The organism is Saccharothrix luteola (assembly GCF_020859565.1).
In the GTDB taxonomy this organism is placed as follows: Bacteria; Actinomycetota; Actinomycetes; order Mycobacteriales; family Pseudonocardiaceae; genus Actinosynnema; species Actinosynnema luteola.
Genome location: NZ_JAJHUO010000014.1, coordinates 53768 through 75698, shown reverse-complemented (window position 1 = coordinate 75698; position 21931 = coordinate 53768). Strand labels below are relative to the sequence as shown.

General features: G+C 73.6%; 5 protein-coding genes. 1 reads left to right on the top strand and 4 read right to left on the bottom strand.

What is annotated here, in order from left to right; translation table 11 throughout:
• Positions 1-12: 12 nt before the first annotated feature.
• Entirely contained in the window at positions 13-507 is a 495-nt protein-coding gene (locus LNK82_RS20295; protein WP_230568601.1) for a hypothetical protein, read from the bottom strand.
• 172 nt (positions 508-679) lie between these two features.
• Between LNK82_RS20295 and chrA the strand changes: the two genes are divergently transcribed.
• Entirely contained in the window at positions 680-1804 is a 1125-nt protein-coding gene (gene chrA, locus LNK82_RS20290) for a chromate efflux transporter (RefSeq protein ID WP_230568600.1), read from the top strand.
• A gap of 25 nt (positions 1805-1829) precedes the next feature.
• Here chrA and LNK82_RS20285 read toward each other — a convergent pair whose 3' ends face one another.
• Genes LNK82_RS20285 through LNK82_RS20275 form a run of 3 tightly spaced genes read right to left on the bottom strand, consistent with a single transcriptional unit; the run spans position 1830 to position 21927 of the window.
• Positions 1830-2021: an MbtH family protein gene (locus LNK82_RS20285; protein ID WP_230568599.1), complete on the bottom strand. Its 192-nt coding sequence runs from the start codon at positions 2019-2021 to the stop codon at positions 1830-1832.
• Positions 2018-3235 carry an MFS transporter gene (locus LNK82_RS20280; protein WP_230568598.1) on the bottom strand — a complete coding sequence of 406 codons (1218 nt, stop codon included), beginning with the start codon at positions 3233-3235 and terminating at the stop codon, positions 2018-2020. Before LNK82_RS20280 ends, LNK82_RS20285 begins: the two co-directional genes overlap by 4 nt.
• The gene (locus tag LNK82_RS20275; protein WP_230568597.1) at positions 3232-21927 is read right to left on the bottom strand and encodes a non-ribosomal peptide synthase/polyketide synthase; all 18696 of its coding nucleotides are present in this window, start codon (positions 21925-21927) and stop codon (positions 3232-3234) included. Before LNK82_RS20275 ends, LNK82_RS20280 begins: the two co-directional genes overlap by 4 nt.
• Positions 21928-21931: the final 4 nt, after the last annotated feature.

Genomic DNA, 21931 nt, shown 5'->3' with positions numbered 1-21931 from the left:
TTGAGCGACGGGTCAGGGGAGGAGTTTGAAGGGGGGTTCCAGCCGGGGGTCGCTCCACCGCAGGGCGGCGGCGCAGGTTGCGCTGTCCAGTCGGCGGACGGTCAGGGTGAGTTCGCGCAGTGGCTGCCGCACGTCGATGCCCAGGTCGGCGGTGGGGTTGTCGGCGGTCAGCGTCCCGCTGGTGCGGTCGCCGGCGACGACGGTCCACTCGACGCGGCTGTCGGGGCAGTCGGTGTGCTCGTGGACGAGCGTGCCGGTGATCGTCGCGATGTCCTCACGGCCGGGTTTCCACGTCGTGGTGACGGCGCGTTCACCGGACACCCGCCACAGGTAGGACGACGTGTCGGAGCAGTTCTTCATCCCGGCTTCGTCGAAGGTGCACGGGTGGTTGAACGAGTCCTGCGCGGGGACGTCGCCGCCGACGTGGGTCATCGAGACGGGTGCGGTCCAGATCGCTGTCGCGAGGCTCACCCACGCGAGCACCGCCCAGGCGGCGAACTTCAGCATGTCGCCTCCCCACGACCCGCGTCGTAGTCAGTGTCGGGGAGCACGGCCCGGCACGACAAGCGTCGTTTGCCTGTGGTCAAGGGCTCGGTGAAGATTGGGCGGTGCGAGTCGACCTTCACGTCCGGGAGCGGGCAGCGGTGGGTGGTCGGTCGGTCGAGCGCGTGGACGCCTCGTGACGCGGGTCGGGTTGGGGACCATCGCCCGGGAGTGGGGGCGGATCGGGTGTGTCGGGTTCGGTGGGCCACCGGCGCACATCGCGTTGCTGCGGGACCTGTGCGTGACCCGTCGGGGGTGGTTGTCCGATCGCGAGTTCGAGGACGGCATCGCGGTCACCAACCTGTTGCCCGGGCCCGCTTCGACGCAGCTGGCGATCCTGTGCGCGTGGCGGTTGCGCGGCGCGCTGGGCGCGGTGGTCGGTGGGGTTTGCTTCATCGTGCCGGGGTTGTTGTTGATCCTGGCGCTGGCCGTGCTGTTCCTGGCCGACAACGCCCCCGCGTGGGTGACGGGGGCGGCGGCGGGAGCGGGGGCGGCGGTGCCGGCGGTGGCGTTGCACGCGGCGTGGGGGTTGATCCCGGGCAGCTACCGGCGGGTCGGCACGGCGTGGGCGGCACGGGTGCGCTGGGCGGCGTACCTGGTGGTGGGTGCGGTGGCGGCGGCGGTGACCGGGCCGTGGTTGGTGTTCGTGCTGGTCGCGGCCGGGCTGGTGGAGATCGCGGTGCGGACGCAGTCCGGCCGCGGCGCGCATTGGCCCGTGGTTTTGGCCCTGCCCGCCGCCGGGGGAGGGCTGGGTGCGGTGACGTGGGTGGCGGCCAAGGTCGGCGCGCTGTCGTACGGCGGCGGTTTCGTGATCATCCCGTTGATGCGGCAGGACGCCGTGCACACGTACGGGTGGATGACCGACGCGCAGTTCCTCAACGCGGTGGCGCTCGGGCAGATCACCCCGGGACCGGTCGTGCAGACGGTCGCGGTGGTCGGGTACGCCGCCGCCGGGCTCGGCGGCGGGCTGCTGGCCGCGTTCGTGGCGTTCGCGCCGTCGTTCGTGATGGTCATCGCGGGTGGTCCGCGGTTGCAGCGCCTGCGGGATGACGACCGGGCCCAGGCGTTCCTCACCGGTGCGGGCGCCGCCGCCATCGGCGCGATCGCGGGCTCCACCGTGCCGCTGGCCTGGTCGCTGCACGAGCCGTGGCAGTTCGTGCTGCTCGGCCTCGCCGCGCTGTGGCTGCTGGCCCTGCGCCGGGGCGTGGTGAGCGCCCTGGTCGCCGCGGGCGTGGTCGGCGCCCTGGTCCCGCTGTTCTGAAGCGGGACCAGGGCACCGACGACCGTCAGTCCATCGCCGCGCGCAACGACGCCGGGCGCATGTCGGTCCACACCTTGTCGACGTGCGCCGAGCACTCGTCCTTGGTGCCCTTGGTGCCCTCGAACCGCCACCCGGCGGGCACGTCGTGGTGCGCGGGCCACAACGAGTACTGGCCCTCGTCGTTGACCAGGACCTGGTAGGTGATGTCGTCCCTCATGCCTCGTTCTCCTCCTGTGCTCTCGCATACCCGCGCAGAGTCGGGCTGACCGTGACGAAAACCGTGATCAACAAAATGCCGGCCGCGCACACCAGCACGGCGGCGTTGGCCGACAGCGCCTGGGTCAGCACGCCGCCGACCAGCGGACCGGCCGCGCCCGCGCCGCCCACGACGACACCCATCACGCCGCTGAGCCGTCCGCGCAGCTCGTCGGGCGTGAGCAGCAACTGGTGGGTGCTGATCGTGGTGTTGGCGGTCGGCGCCAGGAAGCTCATCAGGGCGAACAGCACCCCGATCAGGTAAGCCGACTCGACCACCAACGCGCACGGCACCAGCAGGGTCAGCACCCAGAACACCGACGCGATCGACCGGTGCGGCCCGAGCACGCGGTGCAGCCAGGGCGCGGCCAGGGCCCCGAGCACGCCGCCGACGCCGAGCATCGCCGCCATCACGCCGATCTCGCCGAACGACGCGCCCCGGCCCTCCACCAGCACGATGACGACCACGTAGAACGCGGTGAAGAACAGGTTCAGCACCACCGCGCACAGCGCCGTCACCCGGATCTCGCGCCGGCTCCACACCCACCGCAGGCCCTCGCCGATCGACCGCAGCAGGTGCGGGTGCGACTCGACCGGCGCGGACGGCGGCACCCGCAGGAACAGCAGCGCCACGAACGCCACCACGTGCGTGACCAGGTCCACCAGGAACGGCAGCCACCGGGTGACGGCCAGCAGCACGCCGCCCAGCGCCGTGCCCGCCATCTGCCCCAACGACGACCGCGCGCTGTTCATCGCCACGGCCGTGGCCAGCTGCGAGTCCGGCACGAGCCGCGGCAGGCACGCGTCCTCGGCGGGTTCGAACAGCGCCCGGCACACGCCGAGCACCGCGGCGACCGCCATGACGTGCGGGATCGTGACCGCGTCGGCCCAGATCGCCGCCACGAGCCCGCCCAGGGTGACCACCTGGGCGGCCTCGCAGCACAGCATGATCCGGCGGCGGTCCCACCGGTCGACCAGCGCGCCCGCCGGCAGCCCCACCAGCAGCTGCGCGGTGGCGTCCACGGTGAGCACGAGGGCGGACAGCACCGGTGAGTCGGTCAGGTACAGCACCAGCAGCGGCAGGGCCAGCATGGAGGCGCTGAACCCCACCTCGGCCAGCGCCTGACCGCCCCACAGCAGCGTGTAGTTCCGGTTGCGCGCCAACGACGTCGTCACAGCGCACCCCGGCAGTCCGCGGCGATCGCCCGCAACGCGGCGGCGAAGTCGGCGGCCACCGCCCCGATCTCCGCGCCGGAGTGCGCCGACGCGTGGTAGTACCAGGTGAAGCCCAGCGTCTTGCCGGCCTCGCCGACCACGTCGAGCACGTGGTCGGCGGTGTCGGACGGGTCGTGCTCCGCGCCGACCGACGGGAGCACCGCCCGGTACAGGCCGGTCGGTTCGGCCGCGTCCCCGGAGGACTGGCCCGACCCGAACTGGCCGAGGTAGTTGAACGACACCGCGGGCCGCCCGCCGTCGGGCACCAGGCCGTGCTGCCGCAGCGCCCCGTACCCGAACCCGTTGCCGGGCACGGCCCGCAGCTGCCGCCGCACGGCCTTCACCCGGTCGCGCCAGCTGCCGTCGGGCACCTCCAACTCCACCGGGAACACCGCGGTGAACCAGCCGACGGTCCGCGAGAGGTCCACGTCCAGCACGTCCTCGCGCCCGTGGCCCTCCAGGTCCACCGCGACCTGCGAGGATCCCGTCCACCGGGACAGCGCCCACGCCAGCGCGGCGAGCAGCACGTCGTTGATCCGCGTCCGGTAGGCGGCGGGCGCGCCGCGCAGCAACGCGTCCGTGTCCTCCTCGGACAGCTCCACGGTCACCGCCTCGGGCGTCCCGGACGGCGTCGGGAACGTCGGGAACGACCGGGTCCAGTGCTCGACCTCGTCGTCCAGCCCGCCGCCGAGCACGTGGGCCTCCAGCCGCCGCGACCACTCCCGGTACGAGGTGGTCTTGGCGCCGAGGTCCTCGCCCCGGTAGGCGGTCTCCAGGTCGTCCAGCAGGATCCGCCACGACACCCCGTCGACCACCAGGTGGTGCGCGACCAGCAACAACAGCGGCTGGTCGTGCCCGGATCGCCCGGCACGGAACAGCACCGCCTTGAACAGCGGTCCGGTCGCCAGGTCGAACGACGCGTGCACCTCGTCGGCGACCTCCTCCAGCCGCTCGGCACCGTCCACGACGGTCAGCACGTCGACGTCGCCCACGTCGTCGTTGTGCTGCCGCCACACCCCGTCGACCGACGTGAACCGCAGCCGCAACGCGTCGTGGTGCGCCACCAGCACGCCCAGCGCCCGCCGCAACGCCGCCACGTCCACCGCCGGGTCCAGCTCCACCAGGTGCGACTGGTTGAAGTGGTGCGGGTTGCGCCGCCCGGAGGTCAGGAACCAGTGCTGGATCGGCGTCAGCGGCACCTCGCCCACCACCGGCGCGGTGTCGGCCGACGACGTCACCTCCACCGCGACGTGCGGGGCGAGCGCCGCCACGGTCTGGTGCACGAACAGGTCGCGGGTGGCGAACCGGTACCCGGCCTGCCGCGCCCGCGCCACCACCTGCATGCTCAGGATCGAGTCGCCGCCGAGGGTGAAGAAGTTGTCCTGCGCGCCGACCCGGGGCACGTTGAGCACGTCCGCCCAGACCGCCGCCAGCGCCTCCTCGACCGGCCCGGACGGCGCGACGTACCCGGCGCCGACGAGCGCGCCGAAGTCCGGCTCGGGCAGCTTCGCCCGGTCCACCTTGCCGTTGGGGCTGATCGGCAGCGCGTCCACCGGCACGAACGCCGACGGCACCAGGTAGTCCGGCAGCGACTCGCCCAGGAACTCCCGCAGCTTCGCCACCTCGCCCACGACGTACGCGACGAGCCGCTTGTGGCCCCGCGCGTCGGCACGCGCCACCACGACCGCCTCGCGCACGTCCGGGTGCGCCAGCAAGGCCGTCTCGATCTCGCCGAGCTCGATCCGGAACCCGCGGATCTTCACCTGCTCGTCGGCCCGGCCGACGAACTCCAGCACGCCGTGCGCGTTCCACCGCACCACGTCGCCCGTGCGGTACATGCGGGACCCCGCCGGAGAATCGGACTCGGCGCCGTACGGGTTCGCCACGAACCGCGACGCGGTCAGCCCCGGCCGGTCCAGGTACCCGCGCGCCAAGCCGACACCGGACACGTACAGCTCACCGGCCACCCCGACCGGCACGGGCTGCAACTCGCCGTCCAGCACGTGCACCCGCGTGCCGGGGATCGGGCGGCCGATAGGCGGCGCGCCACCGGGCTCCAGCGGCTTGCTCCACGACGTGACCACGGTGGACTCGGTGGGACCGTAGGCGTTGATCATCCGCCGGCCGGGGGCCCACCGGCGCACCAGGTCCGCCGAGCACGCGTCACCGCCGACGATCAGGGTGCGGAACGTCGGCAGCTCGACGTCGGGCACGGTGGCCAGCGCGACCGGTGGGATCAGCGCGTGGGTCACGCCGAACGTGCCGATCACCTCGGCGAGCTGGTCGCCGAGCAGCGGTCCGGGCGGCGGCACGACCAGCGCCGCGCCGGCGGGCAGGGCCATGCACAGCTCCAGCACCGAGGCGTCGAAGCTGGGGGAGGAGAACTCCAGCACCCGGTCGCCCGGCCTCACCTGGAAGTGGTCGATCTCGGCCGCCGCGAACGTGGCCAGGCCGGCGTGCGACACCACCACGCCCTTCGGCCGCCCGGTCGACCCGGACGTGTAGATCACGTACGCCGGGTGCTCCGGCCGCACCACCGCACCGGGGTCGGTGTCGGGCTGACCGGCCACGTCGACCGGACCGTCCAGCACGACCAGCGGCCGGGCGTCGTCGAGCATGAACGCGATCCGCTCGGCCGGGTACTCCGGGTCGACCGGCAGGAACGCGGCGCCGGCCTTGAGCACCGCGAGCTCCGCCACCAGCAGGTCCACCGAGCGGGGCAGCCGCAGCGCGACGATCCGCTCCGGGCCCGCGCCGAGCCCGATCAGATGGTGCGCCAACCGGTTCGCGCGGGCGTTCAGCTCGGCGTAGGTCACGTCGGCCGCACCCGTCAGCGCCAATGCGTCCGGGGTGCGCCCGACCTGCGCCTCGACCAGCTCCACGAAGCCGGGACCGTCGACGGCGGGACCGGTCGATCCCCACGCCGACAGCAGCTCCCGCTCGGCCTCCGGCAGCACCGGCAACGCCCACAGCGGGCGGTCCGGGTCGGCCGCGATGCCGGCCAGCAGCACGCCGAGGTGCTCGACCAGCCTCTCGACGGTGCCCGCGTCGAACAGGTCGGTGTTGTACTCGACCGACCCGTGCAGCCCGCCGTCGTCGGCCTCGGTGAACTCCACCGTGACGTCGAAGCTGCTGCTCACCGTGGGCTGCTCGACGTCCTCCGCGTCCAGGCCGGGGAAGCCCGGGGCCTGCGGCGCGTTCTGCAACGCCACCACGGCCTGGAACAGCGGCGTGCGGCTGGTGTCGCGGTCGGGCTGCACCGCGTCGACGACCCGCTCGAACGGCACGTCCTGGTGCGCGAACGCGTCGAGCACGGTCTCCCGCGTGCGGGCCAGGAACTGCGGGAACGTCGCCGCCGGCTCGACCCGCGCCCGCAGCGTCACGGTGTTGACGAAGAGCCCGACCAGGTCCTGCGTCTCCGGCCGGTCGCGACCCGAGGCCACCGTGCCGACCGCGAAGTCGTCCTGCCCGGACCACCGGTGCAGCAGCACCTCGCAGGCCGCCACCAGCGCCATGAACAGCGTGCCGTCCACGGCCCGCGCCAGCTCGCGCAGCCGTTCCGCGACCGCCGCCGGCACCACGAACCCGGTCTGCGCGCCCGCCGTGGTCTGCACGGGCGGCCTTGGCCGGTCCGTCGGCAGTTCCAAGGCGGGCAAGCCGGCCAGCTGGTCGCGCCAGTAGTCCAGCTGCGCGTCCAGCGGCTGCTCCCGTTGCCAGGCCGCGACATCGCCGTACCGGACGGGCAGCGGCGGCAGCTCCTCGCCGCCGTACAGCGCGGCCAGGTCGGACATCAGCACACCGCCGGACCAGCCGTCGGTGACGATGTGGTGCATCGTCAGCGCCAGCACGTGGTCGTCGGGTCCGCACCGGACCAGCGCCGGCCGGAACAACGGCCCCTCGGCCAGGTCGAACGGCTCCAGCGCGGGCATCTCGTCCACCACCGGCAGCGTGACGTCCGCCGGCCGCACCACGGCGACCGGCAGCCCGTCCACCGCCGGGAACGTGGTCCGCAGCGACTCGTGCCGCTCGACCAGCGCTGTCAACGCCCGCTCCAGCCGCGGCACGTCCAGCGCACCGCGCAGCCGCACGGCCAGCGGCGTCACGTACTCGGTGCCGCCGGGCTGGAACTGGTCCAGGAACCACAACCGCTGCTGCGCGAACGACAGCGGCGCGTCACCGTCGACGCGCGTGATCTCGCGGCCGACCGAGGCGGACCCGGACAACCGGGCCGCGAGCGCCGCCACCGTCGGGTGGTCGAACAGGTCGCGCGGCGAGACGTCGAAGGACGACCGCAGCCGCGACACCACCCGGATGCTGGAGATCGAGTCGCCGCCGAGGGTGAAGAAGTTGTCCTCCGCGCCCACCTCGGCCAGGCCGAGCACCTCGGCCCACACGTCCGCGACCACGCGCTCGGCCTCGGTGCGCGGCGCGACGAACCCGCCCGCCGCGGACGCCTCCCGCTCCGGCGCGGGCAGCGCCGCCCGGTCCAGCTTGCCGTTGGCGTTGAGCGGCAACCGCTCCAGCGCGACGTAGGCGGTCGGCACCATGTAGTCCGGCAACGACCGCTCGACGTGCTCGCGCAACCCGGCGGCCACCGCCGTGCCGGCGGGCACGTAGTAGGCGACCAGCCGGTCCTCCCGCACGATCACCGCGACCTGCGCCACGGCCTCGTGCGCCGCCAACACCGCCTCGATCTCGCCGAGCTCGATGCGGAACCCGCGGATCTTCACCTGCTGGTCCGCGCGCCCGAAGTACTCCAGCCGACCGTCGACCCACCGAGCCAGGTCGCCGGTGCGGTACATCCGGGTTCCCGGCGGGCCGAACGGGTCGGCCGGGAACCGCTGCGCGGTCAGGCCCGGCCGGTCGAGGTAGCCGCGCGCCACACCCGGACCGGCGACGAACATCTCGCCGACCACCCCGGGCGCGACGGGCTGCAACTCGTCGTCGAGCACGTAGACCCGCAGGTCGGGGATGGGCACGCCGATCGAGCCGTCGGCGTGCGTCCAGGTGACGTGGACGGTGGTCTCGGTGATCCCGTACATGTTGATCAGCGCGCCGGAGCCGCGCCACGCGGACACCTTGCGCAGGTCCAGCGCCTCACCGCCGAAGATCACGTACCGGACGTCGAGGTCGGGAGCCTCCTCCAGCAGCTGGTAGAACGCCGATGGTGTCTGGTTGAGCACCGTGACGCCTTCGTCGGCCACGAGCCGGGCGAAGTCGCGCGGCGACCGCGACACCTCGTAGGGCACGACGACGAGTCGGCCGCCGTGCAGCAGCGGGCCCCACAGCTCCCACACCGAGAAGTCGAAGGCGTAGCTGTGGAACAACGTCCACACGTCGTCCGGCCCGAAGCCGAACCAGTGGTCGGTCTCGGAGAACAGCCGCACCACGTTCGAGTGCGGCACGACGACGCCCTTCGGGCGGCCCGTCGAACCGGACGTGTAGATCACGTACGCGGTGTTCTCCGGCCGCAGCGGCACTTCCGGCGTCTGGGACGGCATCCCGGACAGGTCGGGCAGCTCGTCCAGCGTCACCGCCGGCCGGGCGTCTTCGATCATGTACGCGATCCGGTCGGCCGGGTACGACACGTCCAGCGGCAGGTAGGCCGCGCCCGACTTCAGCACGCCCAGCACCGCCACCACGAGGTCGAGGGAGCGCGGGAACCTCAACGCCACCAACGACTCCGGCCCCGCGCCCGCCGCGATCAGGTGGTGCGCCAACCGGTTGGACCGCTCGTCCAGCTCCCGGTAGGTCAGGCTCACGCCCCCGCACGTCACCGCCGGCGCGTCCGGCGTGCGCGCCGCCTGCGCGGCGAACAACGACGGGATCGTGTCCTCGACCACCGCGCCGGACGACGTGCCGTTCCACGACACCAGCACCTGGTCGCGCTCGTCGTCGGACAGCCACGGCAGCTCGAACACCCGCCTGCGCGGGTCGGCGCCGATCGCGTCGAGCAGCCGGGCCAGCCGGTCGCCGAGCGCGGTGATCGTGCCGTCGTCGAACAGCCGCGGGTCGTAGGTCAGCTCCACGTGCAGCGCGTCGTCCACGTGCGCGCGGACCGTGAGCGGGAACGACGTGGTGTCCAGGCTGTCCACCTCGCCGATGCCCGGCGCGCCGTCCGGCGTGTCCTTCTCCACCGGGTAGTTCTCGAACGCCAGCAGGCTGTCGAACAGCCGCCCGCCGGCCCAGCCCTGCACCTGCGCCAGCGACACGTGCTCGAACTGCCGCGCCTCGGTCTGGGAGTCCTGCAGCCGGCGCAGCCAGGCGACGACTTCGGCGTCGGACTCCACCGTCACCCTGGTGGGCACGGTGTTGATGAACATGCCGACGATCGACTCGACGCCGGGCAGCTCCGCCGGGCGGCCGGACACCGTGCTGCCGAACACCACGTCCCGCCGGCCTGAGGTGCGGGCCAGCAGCAGTGCCCACGCGCCTTGGACCAGCGTGTTCACCGTGAGGCCGTGCGTGCGGGCGACCGCGTCCAGCCGGTCGGCGGGCAGGTCCAGCAGGACTTGCGCGGAGGACTCGGCGCGGTGCGCCTCGGCGGGCGGCCGGTCGAACGGCAGGGGGGTGGGCGTCTCGAACCCGGCCAGCACGCCGCGCCAGTACGACTCGACGGCCGACTGGTCGACCTCGGCGAGCCAGGCCAGGTAGTCGCGGAACGGCCGCCGCGCGGGAGCCGTGCCGCCCGCGTACTCGCCCAGCACCTCGCCGAACACCTGCGCGGTGCTCCAGCCGTCGAGCAGCAGGTGGTGCGAGGTCCACAACAGGTCGACCTCGGTGTCCGACACCCGCCCGATCACCAGTCGCATCAACGGCGCGGTGGTCAGGTCGATGCCCGCCGCCGCGTCGGCCGCGACCACCTCGTCGGTGACGTCGGCGTAGGTCACCGGCACGGTCACGTCGCGCCGCACCACCTGCACCGGCTCGTCGAGCCCTTCCCACACCACGTCGGTGCGCAGGATGGGCGTGCGGTCGACCACGCGTTGCCACGCCTCGGCGAACCGCTCGGGATCGTCCACACCGGACAGTCGCACGCGCAGCTGGTTCACGTAGGCGGTGCCGTCGTCCACGAGGCTGTGGAACAACATGCCCGACTGCAACGGGGTGAGCGGGTAGACGTCTTCCACGTCCCGGTCGACGATCAGGTCCACCTGCTCGGCGGTGAGCGTCGCCAACGGGAAGTCCGAGGGCGTGCGGCCCCACGCGTCCGGTCCGGCGCAGTGCGCGACGATCCCGCGCAGCGCGTCGAGCATCCGGTCGGCCAGCGCCCGGACCGCGGCCTCGTCGTGCGCCTCGGTGGAGTACTCCCAGTCCAGCACCAGCTCCCCGGACGACACGGCGGCGCTGATGTCGAGCAGGTGCGGGCGGACGGCGTCGTCCGGCGTCTCGCGGCCGTGGTCGAGGTCGTCGAGCTCGTCGTCGTACTGGCCCAGGTAGTTGAAGCACACGCGCGGCAGCGGGCCGGTCACACCGCGGTCGGAGTACTTCAGGGCCTCGTAGCTCAACCCCTTGTCGGGCACGGCGCGCAGCTGCTCCTTCACCGACTTCAGGGCCGCGCCCCAGTCACCGTCCGGCAGTGCCAGCGCCACCGGGAACTCGGCGGTGAACCAGCCGACCGTGCGGGACAGGTCGAGGCCGTCGAACAGCTCCTCCCGGCCGTGGCCTTCCAGCGCCACCAGCGCCCGCCCGGCGAACGCCGAGGTCAGCGCGGTGAGCAGCACGTCGTTGACCTGCGTGCGGTAGGCGTCGGGCACCAGGTGCAGCAGGGCGTCCGTCTCGGCCTTGCCCAGCCGCACGGACACGCTGCGCGCGCTGCCCGCCGACGTCGGCACGGGCTCCTCCACCGGCACGTCGGCCCAGTGCGGCAGGGCGGCGTCGAACCGGCCCTCGCGCACGTGCCGGTCGAGCCGGTGCGCCCAGTCGGTGAACGCCGTGCTCTTCGGCCCCAGGTCACCGCCGTGCAGCGCGGTGTCCAGGTCGGCCAGCACGATCCGCCACGACACCGCGTCGATGACCAGGTGGTGCGCGGTGACGAACAGCCGGCCGTCGTCGAACAGCACCGCGCGCAGCAGCGGCCCGTGCCGCAGGTCCAGGCTGGTGCGGGCCGAGTGCGCTTCGGTGGCGAGGTCGCCCGAGGCGACGCGGAACACCTCGGCGGTCTCGGACTCCGCCACTTCCTGCTGCCACACGCCGTCGACCTGCGTGAACCGCAGTCGCAACGCGTCGTGGTGGGCGACGACGGCCCGCACGGCGTCACGCACCGCGGCGGGCTCGACGTCGCCGAGCTCCACCACGACCGACATGGTGAAGTGCGCCAACGGTCCCTGCTCGGCGAAGAACCAGCGCTGGATCGGGGTGAGCGGCGCCGGCCCGGTGACGGTCTCGTGCGCCGTCGGGGTGTCGTCGGTGACGGCGAGCGCGAGGTCGCCGACGGTCTGCCGGAGGAAGACGTCCTTGGACGTCAGCTTCAGCCCGGCCTGCCGGGCCCGGGACACGACCTGCATGCTCAGGATCGAGTCGCCGCCCAGGGCGAAGAAGTTGTCCCGCGCGCCGACCCGGTCGACGCCGAGCACCTCGGCCCAGATCCCGGCGAGCGTGGTGGCGACACCCGGTTCGGGCGCCACGTACCCGGCCTCGGTGAACGTCGGCGCGGGCAGCGCCCGCCGGTCCACCTTGCCCGCCGGCGTGACCGGTAACGCCTCCAGCGCCACGAACGCCGACGGCACCAGGTAGTCGGGCAGCCGCTGCTTGAGCCAGCCGGCCAGGTCGGTGGCCGTGCCGACGGTGTAGGCGACGAGCCGCTGGTGGCCGTTGTGCTCGCGGGCCACCACGGCGGCCTGCGTCACGTCCGGGTGCCGCAGCAGCGCCGCCTCGATCTCGCCCGGCTCGACGCGGAAGCCGCGGATCTTCACCTGGTCGTCGGTGCGGCCCAGGTACTCCAGCTGGTCGCCGACCCAGCGGACGCGGTCGCCCGTGCGGTACATGCGCGCGCCGGGCTCGCCGAACGGGTCGGGCAGGAACCGCTGCGCGGTCAGCCCCGGCCGGTCGTGGTAGCCGCGGGCCACCTGCGCGCCACCGAGGAACAGCTCACCGGGCACGCCCACCGGCGCCGGCCGCAGGTCCTCGTCGAGCACGTGCGCGACCAGGTTGGTCAGCGGCCGGCCGATCAGCGCGCGGTCACCGGTGACCACGGTGGACACCGAGTCCACCGCGACCTCGGTGGGGCCGTAGTAGTTGTGCGCGGTGACGCGGGAGTCGGCCAGCGCCCGCCACAGCTCGGGGGGCAGCGCCTCGCCGCCGAGCATCACGTCGCCCGGCACGTGGTCGCCGTCCAGCAGGCCCGCGGGGAGGAGTTGCTGCACGTAGGACGGCGTCAGGTCGAGCAAGCCGATCCGGTGCTCGCGCACGTACTCGACCAGGGCCGCCGGTTCGAGCCGGACGTCGTCGGTGATGACGTGCAGCTCGTGGCCCGCGGCCATCAGCAGCGGGCCTTCCCACGACGTGTCGAAGGAGAACACGGCGGTCAGCGCGACCCGCGTGCGTTCGACGTCGAGCACCCGGTGGTGGTTGTGCATCAGGTTGGTCAGCTGCCGGTGCTCGACCACGACGCCCTTGGGCACGCCGGTCGAGCCGGACGTGTAGATCACGTAGGCGGCCTGGTCCGGCCGCACGACCACGCCCGGGCGTGTGTCGGGGTAGGCGGCGAGGTCGGGCATGTCGTCCAGCACCAGCGCCGGGCGCGCGTCGCGCAGCAGGAAGTCGACCCGGTCGCGCGGCAGGTCCCGGTCCACCGGCAGGTACACCGCGCCCGCCTTGTGCACGGCCAGGATCGCCACCACGGAGTCGGCCGAGCGCGGCAGCGACACCGCGACGACCCGCTCCGGGCCCGCGCCGTGCGCCAGCAGGTGGTGCGCGAGCCGGTTGGCCCGCGCGTCGGCCTCGGCGAAGGTGAGCCGCGTGCCGCCGCACACCACCGCGCCCGCGTCGGGCGTCCGCCGAGCCTGCTCCTCGAACGCCTCGGCGAACGTGACCTCGGGGACCTCCAGCCGCACGCCGCGGCCGTCCGGCTCGTCGCCGAGCAGCAGCGGCGCCTCGACCAGCGGTCGCTCGGGCGCGGCGGTCACGCCCTCCAGCAGCGTGACCAGGTGCCGGGCCATCCGGTCGATCGTGTCGGCGTCGAACAGGTCGGTGCTGTACTCGACCGCGCCGCGCAGCTCGCCGTCGACCTCGCCGAACTCGAACGTCACGTCGCACGTCGAGGTCAGCAGCGGCAACTGCACGTCCTCCACCCGCAGGCCGGGCAGGTCTGGCACGTCGGCGCCGAAGTTCTGCATCAGCACCATGGCGTCGAACACCGGGTTGCGGCTCGGGTCGCGGTCCGGCCGGACGGCGTCCACCACCCGCTCGAACGGCACGTCCTGGTGCGCGAAACCGTCCCGCACGGTGGTCCGCACGTCGGCCAGGAACTCCGTGAACGACCGCCGCAGGTCCACTGAGGACCGCAGCACCACGGTGTTCACGAACAGGCCGACCACGTCGTCCAGCTCGGCCCGCCCGCGGCCGGACACCGCCGTGCCGACCGCGATGTCGTCCTGCCCGGTGTAGCGGGCCAGCAGCACCTTCGTGGCCGCGAGCAGCGCGGTGAACAGGGTGTCGCCGTGCTCGGCCGCCAACGCCTTCACGGCCTTCGCGACGGGCGTGGGCACGGTGAACTCGTGCATCGCGCCCGCCGTGCCGCGCACCGCCGCGCGCGGCCGGTCCGTCGCCAGCTCCAGCGGCGGCACGCCGGCCAGGTGAGCGGCCCAGTAGTCGACCGAGGGCTCCGGCAGCCACGCCGTGTAGTCCACGTACTGCACGGTTCGCGGCGACAGCTCCTCGCCCGCGTACAGCGCGCCGAGGTCACGGGCCAGCACGCCAGTCGACCAGCCGTCGGTGACGATGTGGTGCAGCGTCAGCACGAGCACGTGGTCCTCGGGCGCCACCCGCACGAGCCGGGTCCGGAACAGCGGCCCCTCGCGCAGGTCGAACGGCGTGCCGACCTCGTCGAGCAGCACCGCCTCCCAGTCGGAGTCCTCGACCGCGAGCGGCACTTGGAACGGCTCGTGCACGAGCTGCACGCCGTCGTCGAACGTGGTGCGCAGCGACTCGTGCCGGGCCACCAGGCCGTCGAGGGCACGCCGCAGCGCGTCGAGGTCGAGCGGTCCGCGCAGGCGCAGCGCGGTCGGCGTGACGTACTCCGTGCTGCCCGCGTCGAACTGGTCCAGGAACCACAGCCGCCGCTGCGCGGGCGACTGCGGGTGGACGAGCGGAGGGTGGACGCCATCGCGCGGGATCACCGGGATGGCGTCCACCGCATCCTGACCGGAACCCGCCCCGGAGCTGATGGCGGAGGCGAGGCCGGACACCGTGGGGTGGTCGAACACCGCGCGCGGCGACAGCTGCACGCCGAACGCCGCGCGCAACCGCGAGGTCACGCGGATGCTGAGGATCGAGTCGCCGCCGAGGCGGAAGAAGTCGTCGTGCGCGCCGACCCGGTCCAGCCCGAGCACGTCGGCCATCACGTCGGCCACCACGCGTTCGGCGTCGGTGCCCGGCTCGACGAACTCGCCGGCCAGGTCGGGCTCGGGCAGGGCTTTGCGGTCCAGCTTGCCGCTGGGCGACAGCGGCAGGTCGGCCAGCACGACGACCGCCGAGGGCACCAGGTAGTCGGGCAGCCTGCGGGCCAGCGCGTCGCGCGGGTCGGTCTCCGGAGTGCCGGTCACGTACCCGATGAGGCGGTTGTGCCGGACCACCACGGCGGACTCCCGCACGCCGGGCACGTCCAGCAGCGCCGCTTCGACCTCGCCGGGCTCGATCCGGAAGCCGCGGAGCTTGACCTGGTCGTCGGCCCGACCCAGGTACTCCAACGTGCCCCGGTCGAGCCAGCGCACCCGGTCACCGGTGCGGTACATGCGCTCGCCCGGTCCGCCGAACGGGTCGGCCAGGAACCGCTGGGCGGTCAGCCCGGGCCGGGCCAGGTACCCGCGGGCCACCTGCGGGCCGCCGAGGAACAGCTCGCCGGGCACGCCCGGCGGCACCGGCCGCAGGTCGGCGTCCAGCACGTACGCGGACAGGTTGGCCAGCGGCCGTCCGATGACGGGCCGGTCGCCGACCACCGGCGTGGCCACGGAGTCGACCGTCACCTCGGTGGGGCCGTACTGGTTGAAGCCGGCCACCGGCGACTCGGCGATCTCCCGCCACAGCGCCGCGTCGACCGCCTCGCCGCCGAGCATGATCACCCGCAACCCGGACTCCAGCAGCCCGGCCTGCACCAGCTGCCGCGCGTAGGACGGGGTGAGGTCGACCGTGCCGATGCCGTGCTCGGTGATGTACCGGACCAGCGCGGGTGGATCGAGCCGCAGCTCCTCGTCGATGACGTGCAGCTCGTTGCCCGCGGCCAGGAACAGCAGGCCCTCCCACGACGTGTCGAACGAGAACGTCGCGGTGACCGCGAACCGGGTGGGTTCCGCCATCAGGGCCGCTCTGTTGGCGTAGTACAGGTTCGCCAGCTGCCGGTGCTCGACCACGACGCCCTTGGGCGTGCCGGTCGACCCGGAGGTGTAGATCAGGTAGGCGGCCTGCTCGGGGCGCACCGCCACGGCCGGCGGCGCGTCCGGCAGCCCGGTCAGGTCGGGCACGGCGTCGAGCACCAGCGCGGGTTCCGCGTCGCGCAGCAGGAAGTCGATCCGCTCGGCGGGCAGCTCCGGGTCGACCGGCAGGTACACCGCGCCCGCCTTGAGCACGGCGAGCACGGCCACCACCAGGTCGGCCGAGCGCGGCAGCACGACCGCGACCGTGCGCTCGGGTCCCGCGCCGTGCGCGAGCAGGTGGTGCGCCAACCGGTTGACGCGGGCGTCCAGCTCGGCGAACGTCAACGCCGTGCGCGACCCCGTGCGGTCGTGGAACACCAGCGCGGTCGCATCCGGCGTCCGGCGGGCCTGCTCGGCGAACACCTCCGGGTACAGGCCTTGGGGCGTGTCCTGCGCGGTCCGGTTCCACTCGACCAGCACTTGGTGCCGTTCGGCGTCGGTCAGCCACGGCAGGTCGGCGATCGGCGTGGTCGGGTCGGCCGCGATCGCCCGGATCAGCTCGCGCAGCCACCCCGCCAGCCGTTCGGCGGTGGCGGCGTCGAACAGCTCGGGGTCGTAGGCCAGGTCGAGGTTGAGCCGGTCGGTCACCGACGCGCTCAGCGTCAGCGGCAGCGTGGTGTTGTCGACCGCGTCGATCTCGACCACGCGCGGCCCGTCGCCGTCGCGTTCGAAGGGGTAGTTCTCGAACACCACCACGGAGTCGAACAGCCTCGTCCCGGCCCACGACTGGATCTCGGCCAGCGAAGTGTGCTCGAACCGCCGCGACTCGCTCTGCGCCGCCTGCAGCTCGCGCAGCCACGCGCCCACCTCGGCGGCGCCGTCCACGACCGCCCTGGTCGGCACGGTGTTGATCAGCATGCCGACCATGGACTCGACACCGGCCAGCTCGGCCGGGCGGCCGGACACCGTGCTGCCGAACACCACGTCGGCCTCGCCGGAGGCGCGGGCCAGCAGCAACGCCCACGCGCCCTGCACCACCGTGTTCACGGTCAGGCCCGCGCGCTGCACTGCGTCGTCCAGGTCCAGCGAGAACCTCACCGCCGCGGACGCCTCCGAGCGGTGCGCCCGCGTGGGCGCGCGGTCGAACGGCAGCGGCGTCGGACCGTCCACATCGGACAGCACGGACCGCCAGTGCGCCTCGGCCGCGCCGCGGTCCTGCTCGGCCAGCCAGCGCAGGTAGTCCCGGAACGGCCGCCGCGCGGGCAGCCGGGCGGGCGTGCCGGTGACGATCGCCCGGTACTGCTCCAGCACCTCGCCGAACACCTGCCCGGTGCTCCAGCCGTCCAGGATCACGTGGTGCGACGACCAGACCAGCTCGACCCGGTCCTCGCCCAACGGCGTGACCTCGACCCGCAGCAACGGCGCGACGCCCAGGTCGAACGGCGCGTCCACCGGCCCGCCCGGCAGCTCCACGTGCCGGTGCACGACCTGCACCGGCTCGGCGACCCCGTCCCACACCACGCTCGACCGCAGCACGGGCGTGCGGTCCACGACCCGTTGCCACGCCTGGCGCAACGCCTCCGGGTCGCGCACGCCGTCGAGCACCAGGCGCATCCGGTCGACGTACGCGCCGGGCTCGACCAGGCTGTGGAACACCATGCCCGCCTGCAACGGCGTGAGCGGGAGGATGTCCTCCACGTCCGGCCCGGCGAGCGCGTCGACCTGCTCCTGCGTGAGCCGGGCCAGCGGGAAGTCCGACGGCGTGCGTCCGCCGGCGCCGGGCCGCGCGCAGTGCGCCACGATCTCCCGCAACGCCTCCACGGTCCGCTCGGCCAGCCGCCGCACGGTCTCCTCGTCGTGCACGTGCTCGGAGTACTGCCAGCTCAGCTCCAGCTCGCCGCGCTCGACCAGGCCGGTCACCTCGAGCAGGTGGGAGCGCGGCTGGTCGCCCGCCAGGTCTTCACCGACCGCGTCGCGCCGGGCCCGGTAGAAACCGCCGTCGGCGACGTCGAACCGGCCGTGGTAGTTGAACGAGACCTGAGGCAGCTTCCCGCCGCCCAACGCCTCGAAGCTCAGCCCTCGGTGCGGCGCCGCGCGCAGCGACTCCTTGACCGACTTGAGCGTGCGGCCCCAGTCGTCGCCCGGCTCCAGCACCACCGGGAACTGCGTGGTGAACCAGCCGACCGTGCGGGTGAGGTCCACGCCCGGCAGCAGCTCCTCGCGACCGTGGCCCTCCAGCATCACGCTGACCGCGTCCCGCCCGGTCCACTCGGCCAACGCCCGCCCGAGCGCGCTGAGCAGCACGTCGTTGACCTGCGTCCGGTACACCGGCGGCACGGCGGTCAGCACCGCGTCCGTGGTCGTCCGGTCCAGCCGCACGGACACCACGCGCGTCGAACCGGCCGTGTTCGCGCCCTCCCGGTCGACCGGCAGCGCCTCGGGCTCGGGCAGCGAGTCCCAGTGCTCCCGCGCGTCGTCCAGCGCCCCGGACCGCACGTGCCCGTCCAGCCGGTGCGCCCACTGCGTGAACGACGTCCCGACCGGTTCCAGCGGCACGCCCCGGTAGGCCTGCTCCAGGTCGCCGAGCAGGATCCGCCACGACACGCCGTCCATCGCCAGGTGGTGCACGGTCAGCAGCAGCTTCGGCCGTGCGCCCGGGAAGAACACCGCCCGCAACAGCGGTCCGGCGAGGAGGTCCAGGCCGCGTTGCGCCTCCCGCGCGGCGGCCTCCACGTCCGCGTCGACCTCGACCCGGAACACGTCGACCTCGGTGTCCGCGACCTCCTGCACCCACCGCCCGTCGACCTCGCGGAACCGCAGCCGCAGCGCGTCGTGGTGCCCGACGACGGTCCGCACGGCGGCGCGCAAAGAGTCCGCGTCCGCCCCGGGCTCCAGCTCGACCAGCAGCGACATGGTGAAGTGCGGCAGCGGTCCGTACTCGGTGAAGAACCACCGCTGGATCGGGGTGAGCGGCGCCGGTCCGGTGAACACGGGTTCCGCCGCGGTCTCGGCGGACTTCGACACGACCAGCGCCAACTCGGCCACGGTCTGGTGCCGGAACACGTCCCGCGAGGTCAGGTGAAGCCCGGCCTGCCGCGCCCGGGACACCAGCTGGATGGACAGGATCGAGTCGCCGCCCACCGCGAAGAAGTTGTCCTCGACGCCGATCCGCTCCGCGCCGAGCACCTCGGCCCAGAGCCGGGTCAGCTCGGCCTCGACCGGCGTGCGGGGCGCGACGAACTCGCCGCCCGCCACCGCCCGCGGCGCGGGCAGCGCGGCCTTGTCCAGCTTGCCGTTGGGCGTGAGCGGCAGCCGGTCCAGCTCCACGAACGCCGACGGCACCGCGTAGTCCGGCAACGACTCGCGCAGGTGCGCCCGCAGGTCGGCAGGCCCCGTCGTGACGACGTAGGCGACCAGCCGGGTGTGCCCGGTGTCGTCCCGGGCCACGACGGCGGCCTCGGTGACGTCCGGGTGGGTGGCCAGGGCGGCTTCCACCTCGCCGGGCTCGACCCGGAACCCGCGGATCTTGACCTGGTCGTCGGTCCGACCCAGGTATTCAAGGAGTGCCGGCTGTGCCTCATTGTCGGCTCCGCCGACGGCCAACCACCTCACCCGGTCGCCCGTGCGGTACATGCGCTCGCCCGGTCCGCCGAACGGGTCGGCCAGGAACCGCTGCGCGGTCAGGCCGGGCCGGTCCAGGTAACCGCGGGCCACCTGCGCGCCCGCGATGAACAGCTCACCCGGCACGCCCACCGGCACCGGCCGCAGGTCGTCGTCCAGCACGTGCGCGGTGACGTTGCCCAACGGCGTGCCGATGACCGGCCGGTCGCCCGTGATGCGGCACGACACCGCGTCCACGGTGGTCTCGGTGGGGCCGTAGTAGTTGTACGCCCGCAGGCCGGAAGCCACCAGGTCGCGCCACAGCGCCGTGCCCAGGGCCTCACCGCCGAGCACCAGCGCCTTCGGCCCGTCCTCGGCGGTCAGCGACCCGTCGGCGAGCAGTTGCCGCACGTAGGACGGCGGCAGGTCGAGCAGGTCGATCCGGTGCTCGCGGGCGTAGGAGAGCAGCGTGGCGGCGTCGAGCCGCACGTCGTCGGTGAGCACGTGCAGCTCGTGGCCGTCGGCCATGAGCAGCATGCCCTCCCACGAGGTGTCGAACGAGAACACGGCGCTGAGCGCGACCCGCATCCGGTCGCCGCCGAACGTCTCGTGGTGGTTGCGCAGCAGGTTCGCCAGGTGCCGGTGCTCGACCACCACGCCCTTGGGCAGGCCGGTCGAGCCGGACGTGTAGATCACGTACGCGGCCTGGTCGGGCCGCACGGCCACGTCCGGCGGGGTGTCGGGCAGGCCCGAGGTGTCGACCGGGGCGTCGATCACCCGCACCGCGCCGGAATCGGCCAGCAGGTGCTCCCGCCGCGCGTCGGGCAGCCCGGGGTCGACCGGCAGGTACACCGCGCCTGCCTTGAGGATGCCGAGCACCGCGACGACCCACTCGACGCCGCGCGGCAGCGACAGGGCGACGATCCGCTCCGGCTCGACGCCCTCGGCGAGCAGGTGGCGCGCGAGCCGGTTGGCGCGGGCGTCCACCTCGGCGAACGTGAGCGCGTCGCCGTCGCACACCAGCGCGGTGGCGTCGGGCGTGCGGCGGGCCTGCGCCTCGAACAGCGCCGGGAACGTCGCCGCCGGCACGTCCAGCGCGGGCCCGCGGCCGTCCGGCTCGTCGCCGAGCAGCATCGGCAGCTCGGCCATCGGCCGGTGCGGGTCGGCGGTGATCGCGGACAGCAGCGCGAGCAGGTGCCGGGCCATCCGGTCGACCGTGTCGGCGTCGAACAGGTCGGTGCTGTACTCCACCGACCCGTGCAGGCCGTCCGGGGTCGCGGTGAACTCGAAGGTCAGGTCGAAGTTCGACCACTCGCGGCTGAGCGGGTGCTCCTCGACGCGCAGGCCGGGCAGTTCCGGCAGGGTGCGGCCCACGTTCTGGAGCACCACCATCACGTCGAACAGCGGCGTGCGGCTCGGGTCGCGGGTCGCGCCGACGGCTTCGACCACCCGGTCGAACGGCACGTCGTCGTGCGCGAACGCGTCCAGCGCGGTCCGGTTCGCCTCGGCCAGGAACTCCGCGAACGACCGCGAGGTGTCCACAGTGGACCGCAGCACCACGGTGCCGACCAGGAAGCCGACCAGCCCGGCCAGCTCCGGCCGGTCGCGCCCGCTGGTGACCGTGCCGACCGCGATGTCGTCCTGACCGGTGTAGCGGGCCAGCAGCAGCTGGCCGGCGGCCATCAGCGTGGTGAACAGGGTGGTCTCGTTGACCCGGGCCAGCTCGGCCAGGTCGCCCGCCAGCCTCGCGGGCACGGTGAACCCGTGCGTCGCGCCCGCCGACGTGCGCTCCGCCGGTCGCGGCCGGTCGGTCGGCAGGTCCAGCGGTACGACACCGGCCAGCCGGTCGACCCAGAACCCGGTGTCCACCGGCCGTTCGCGCTGCCAGACGGCGTAGTCGGCGTACTGCAAGCGCGGCTCGGGCAGGGCTTCGCCCCGGTAGAGCGCGCCGAGCTCGTCGGCCAGCACGCCGAGCGACCAGCCGTCGACGACGATGTGGTGCGAGGCCAGCAGCAGCACGTGCGCGTCGGCCGACTCGGTCAGCAGGGCGGCCCGGAACAGCGGGCCGTGCCGCAGGTCGAACGGCTCGTCCAGCACCTCGCGCAGGTCGGCCACGGCGACCAGGTCGAGCTCGAGGTCGTCGTGCACGACCTGCACCGGGCGGCCGTCGACCTGGTCGAACGTGGTGCGCAGCGACTCGTGCCGGCGCACCAGCCCGCGCACCGCGTCGGTGAGCCGCGGCAGGTCCAGCGAGCCCGTGAGCCGCAGCGCGATCGCGCTGGTGTACTCGGTGCCGCCGGGCTGGAACCGGTCCAGGAACCACAGGCGCTGCTGGCCCGCCGACAGCGGCAGCGGCCGGTCCCGGGGCGCGGGCGGGATCACGTCGACCACGGGCGCGGCCCGGCCGGCGAGCCGCGCGCGGAGCTTCTCGCGGAGGTGCTCCGGCAAGGCGGAGATGCGGTCGTTCTTGGACGTGGTCATGACG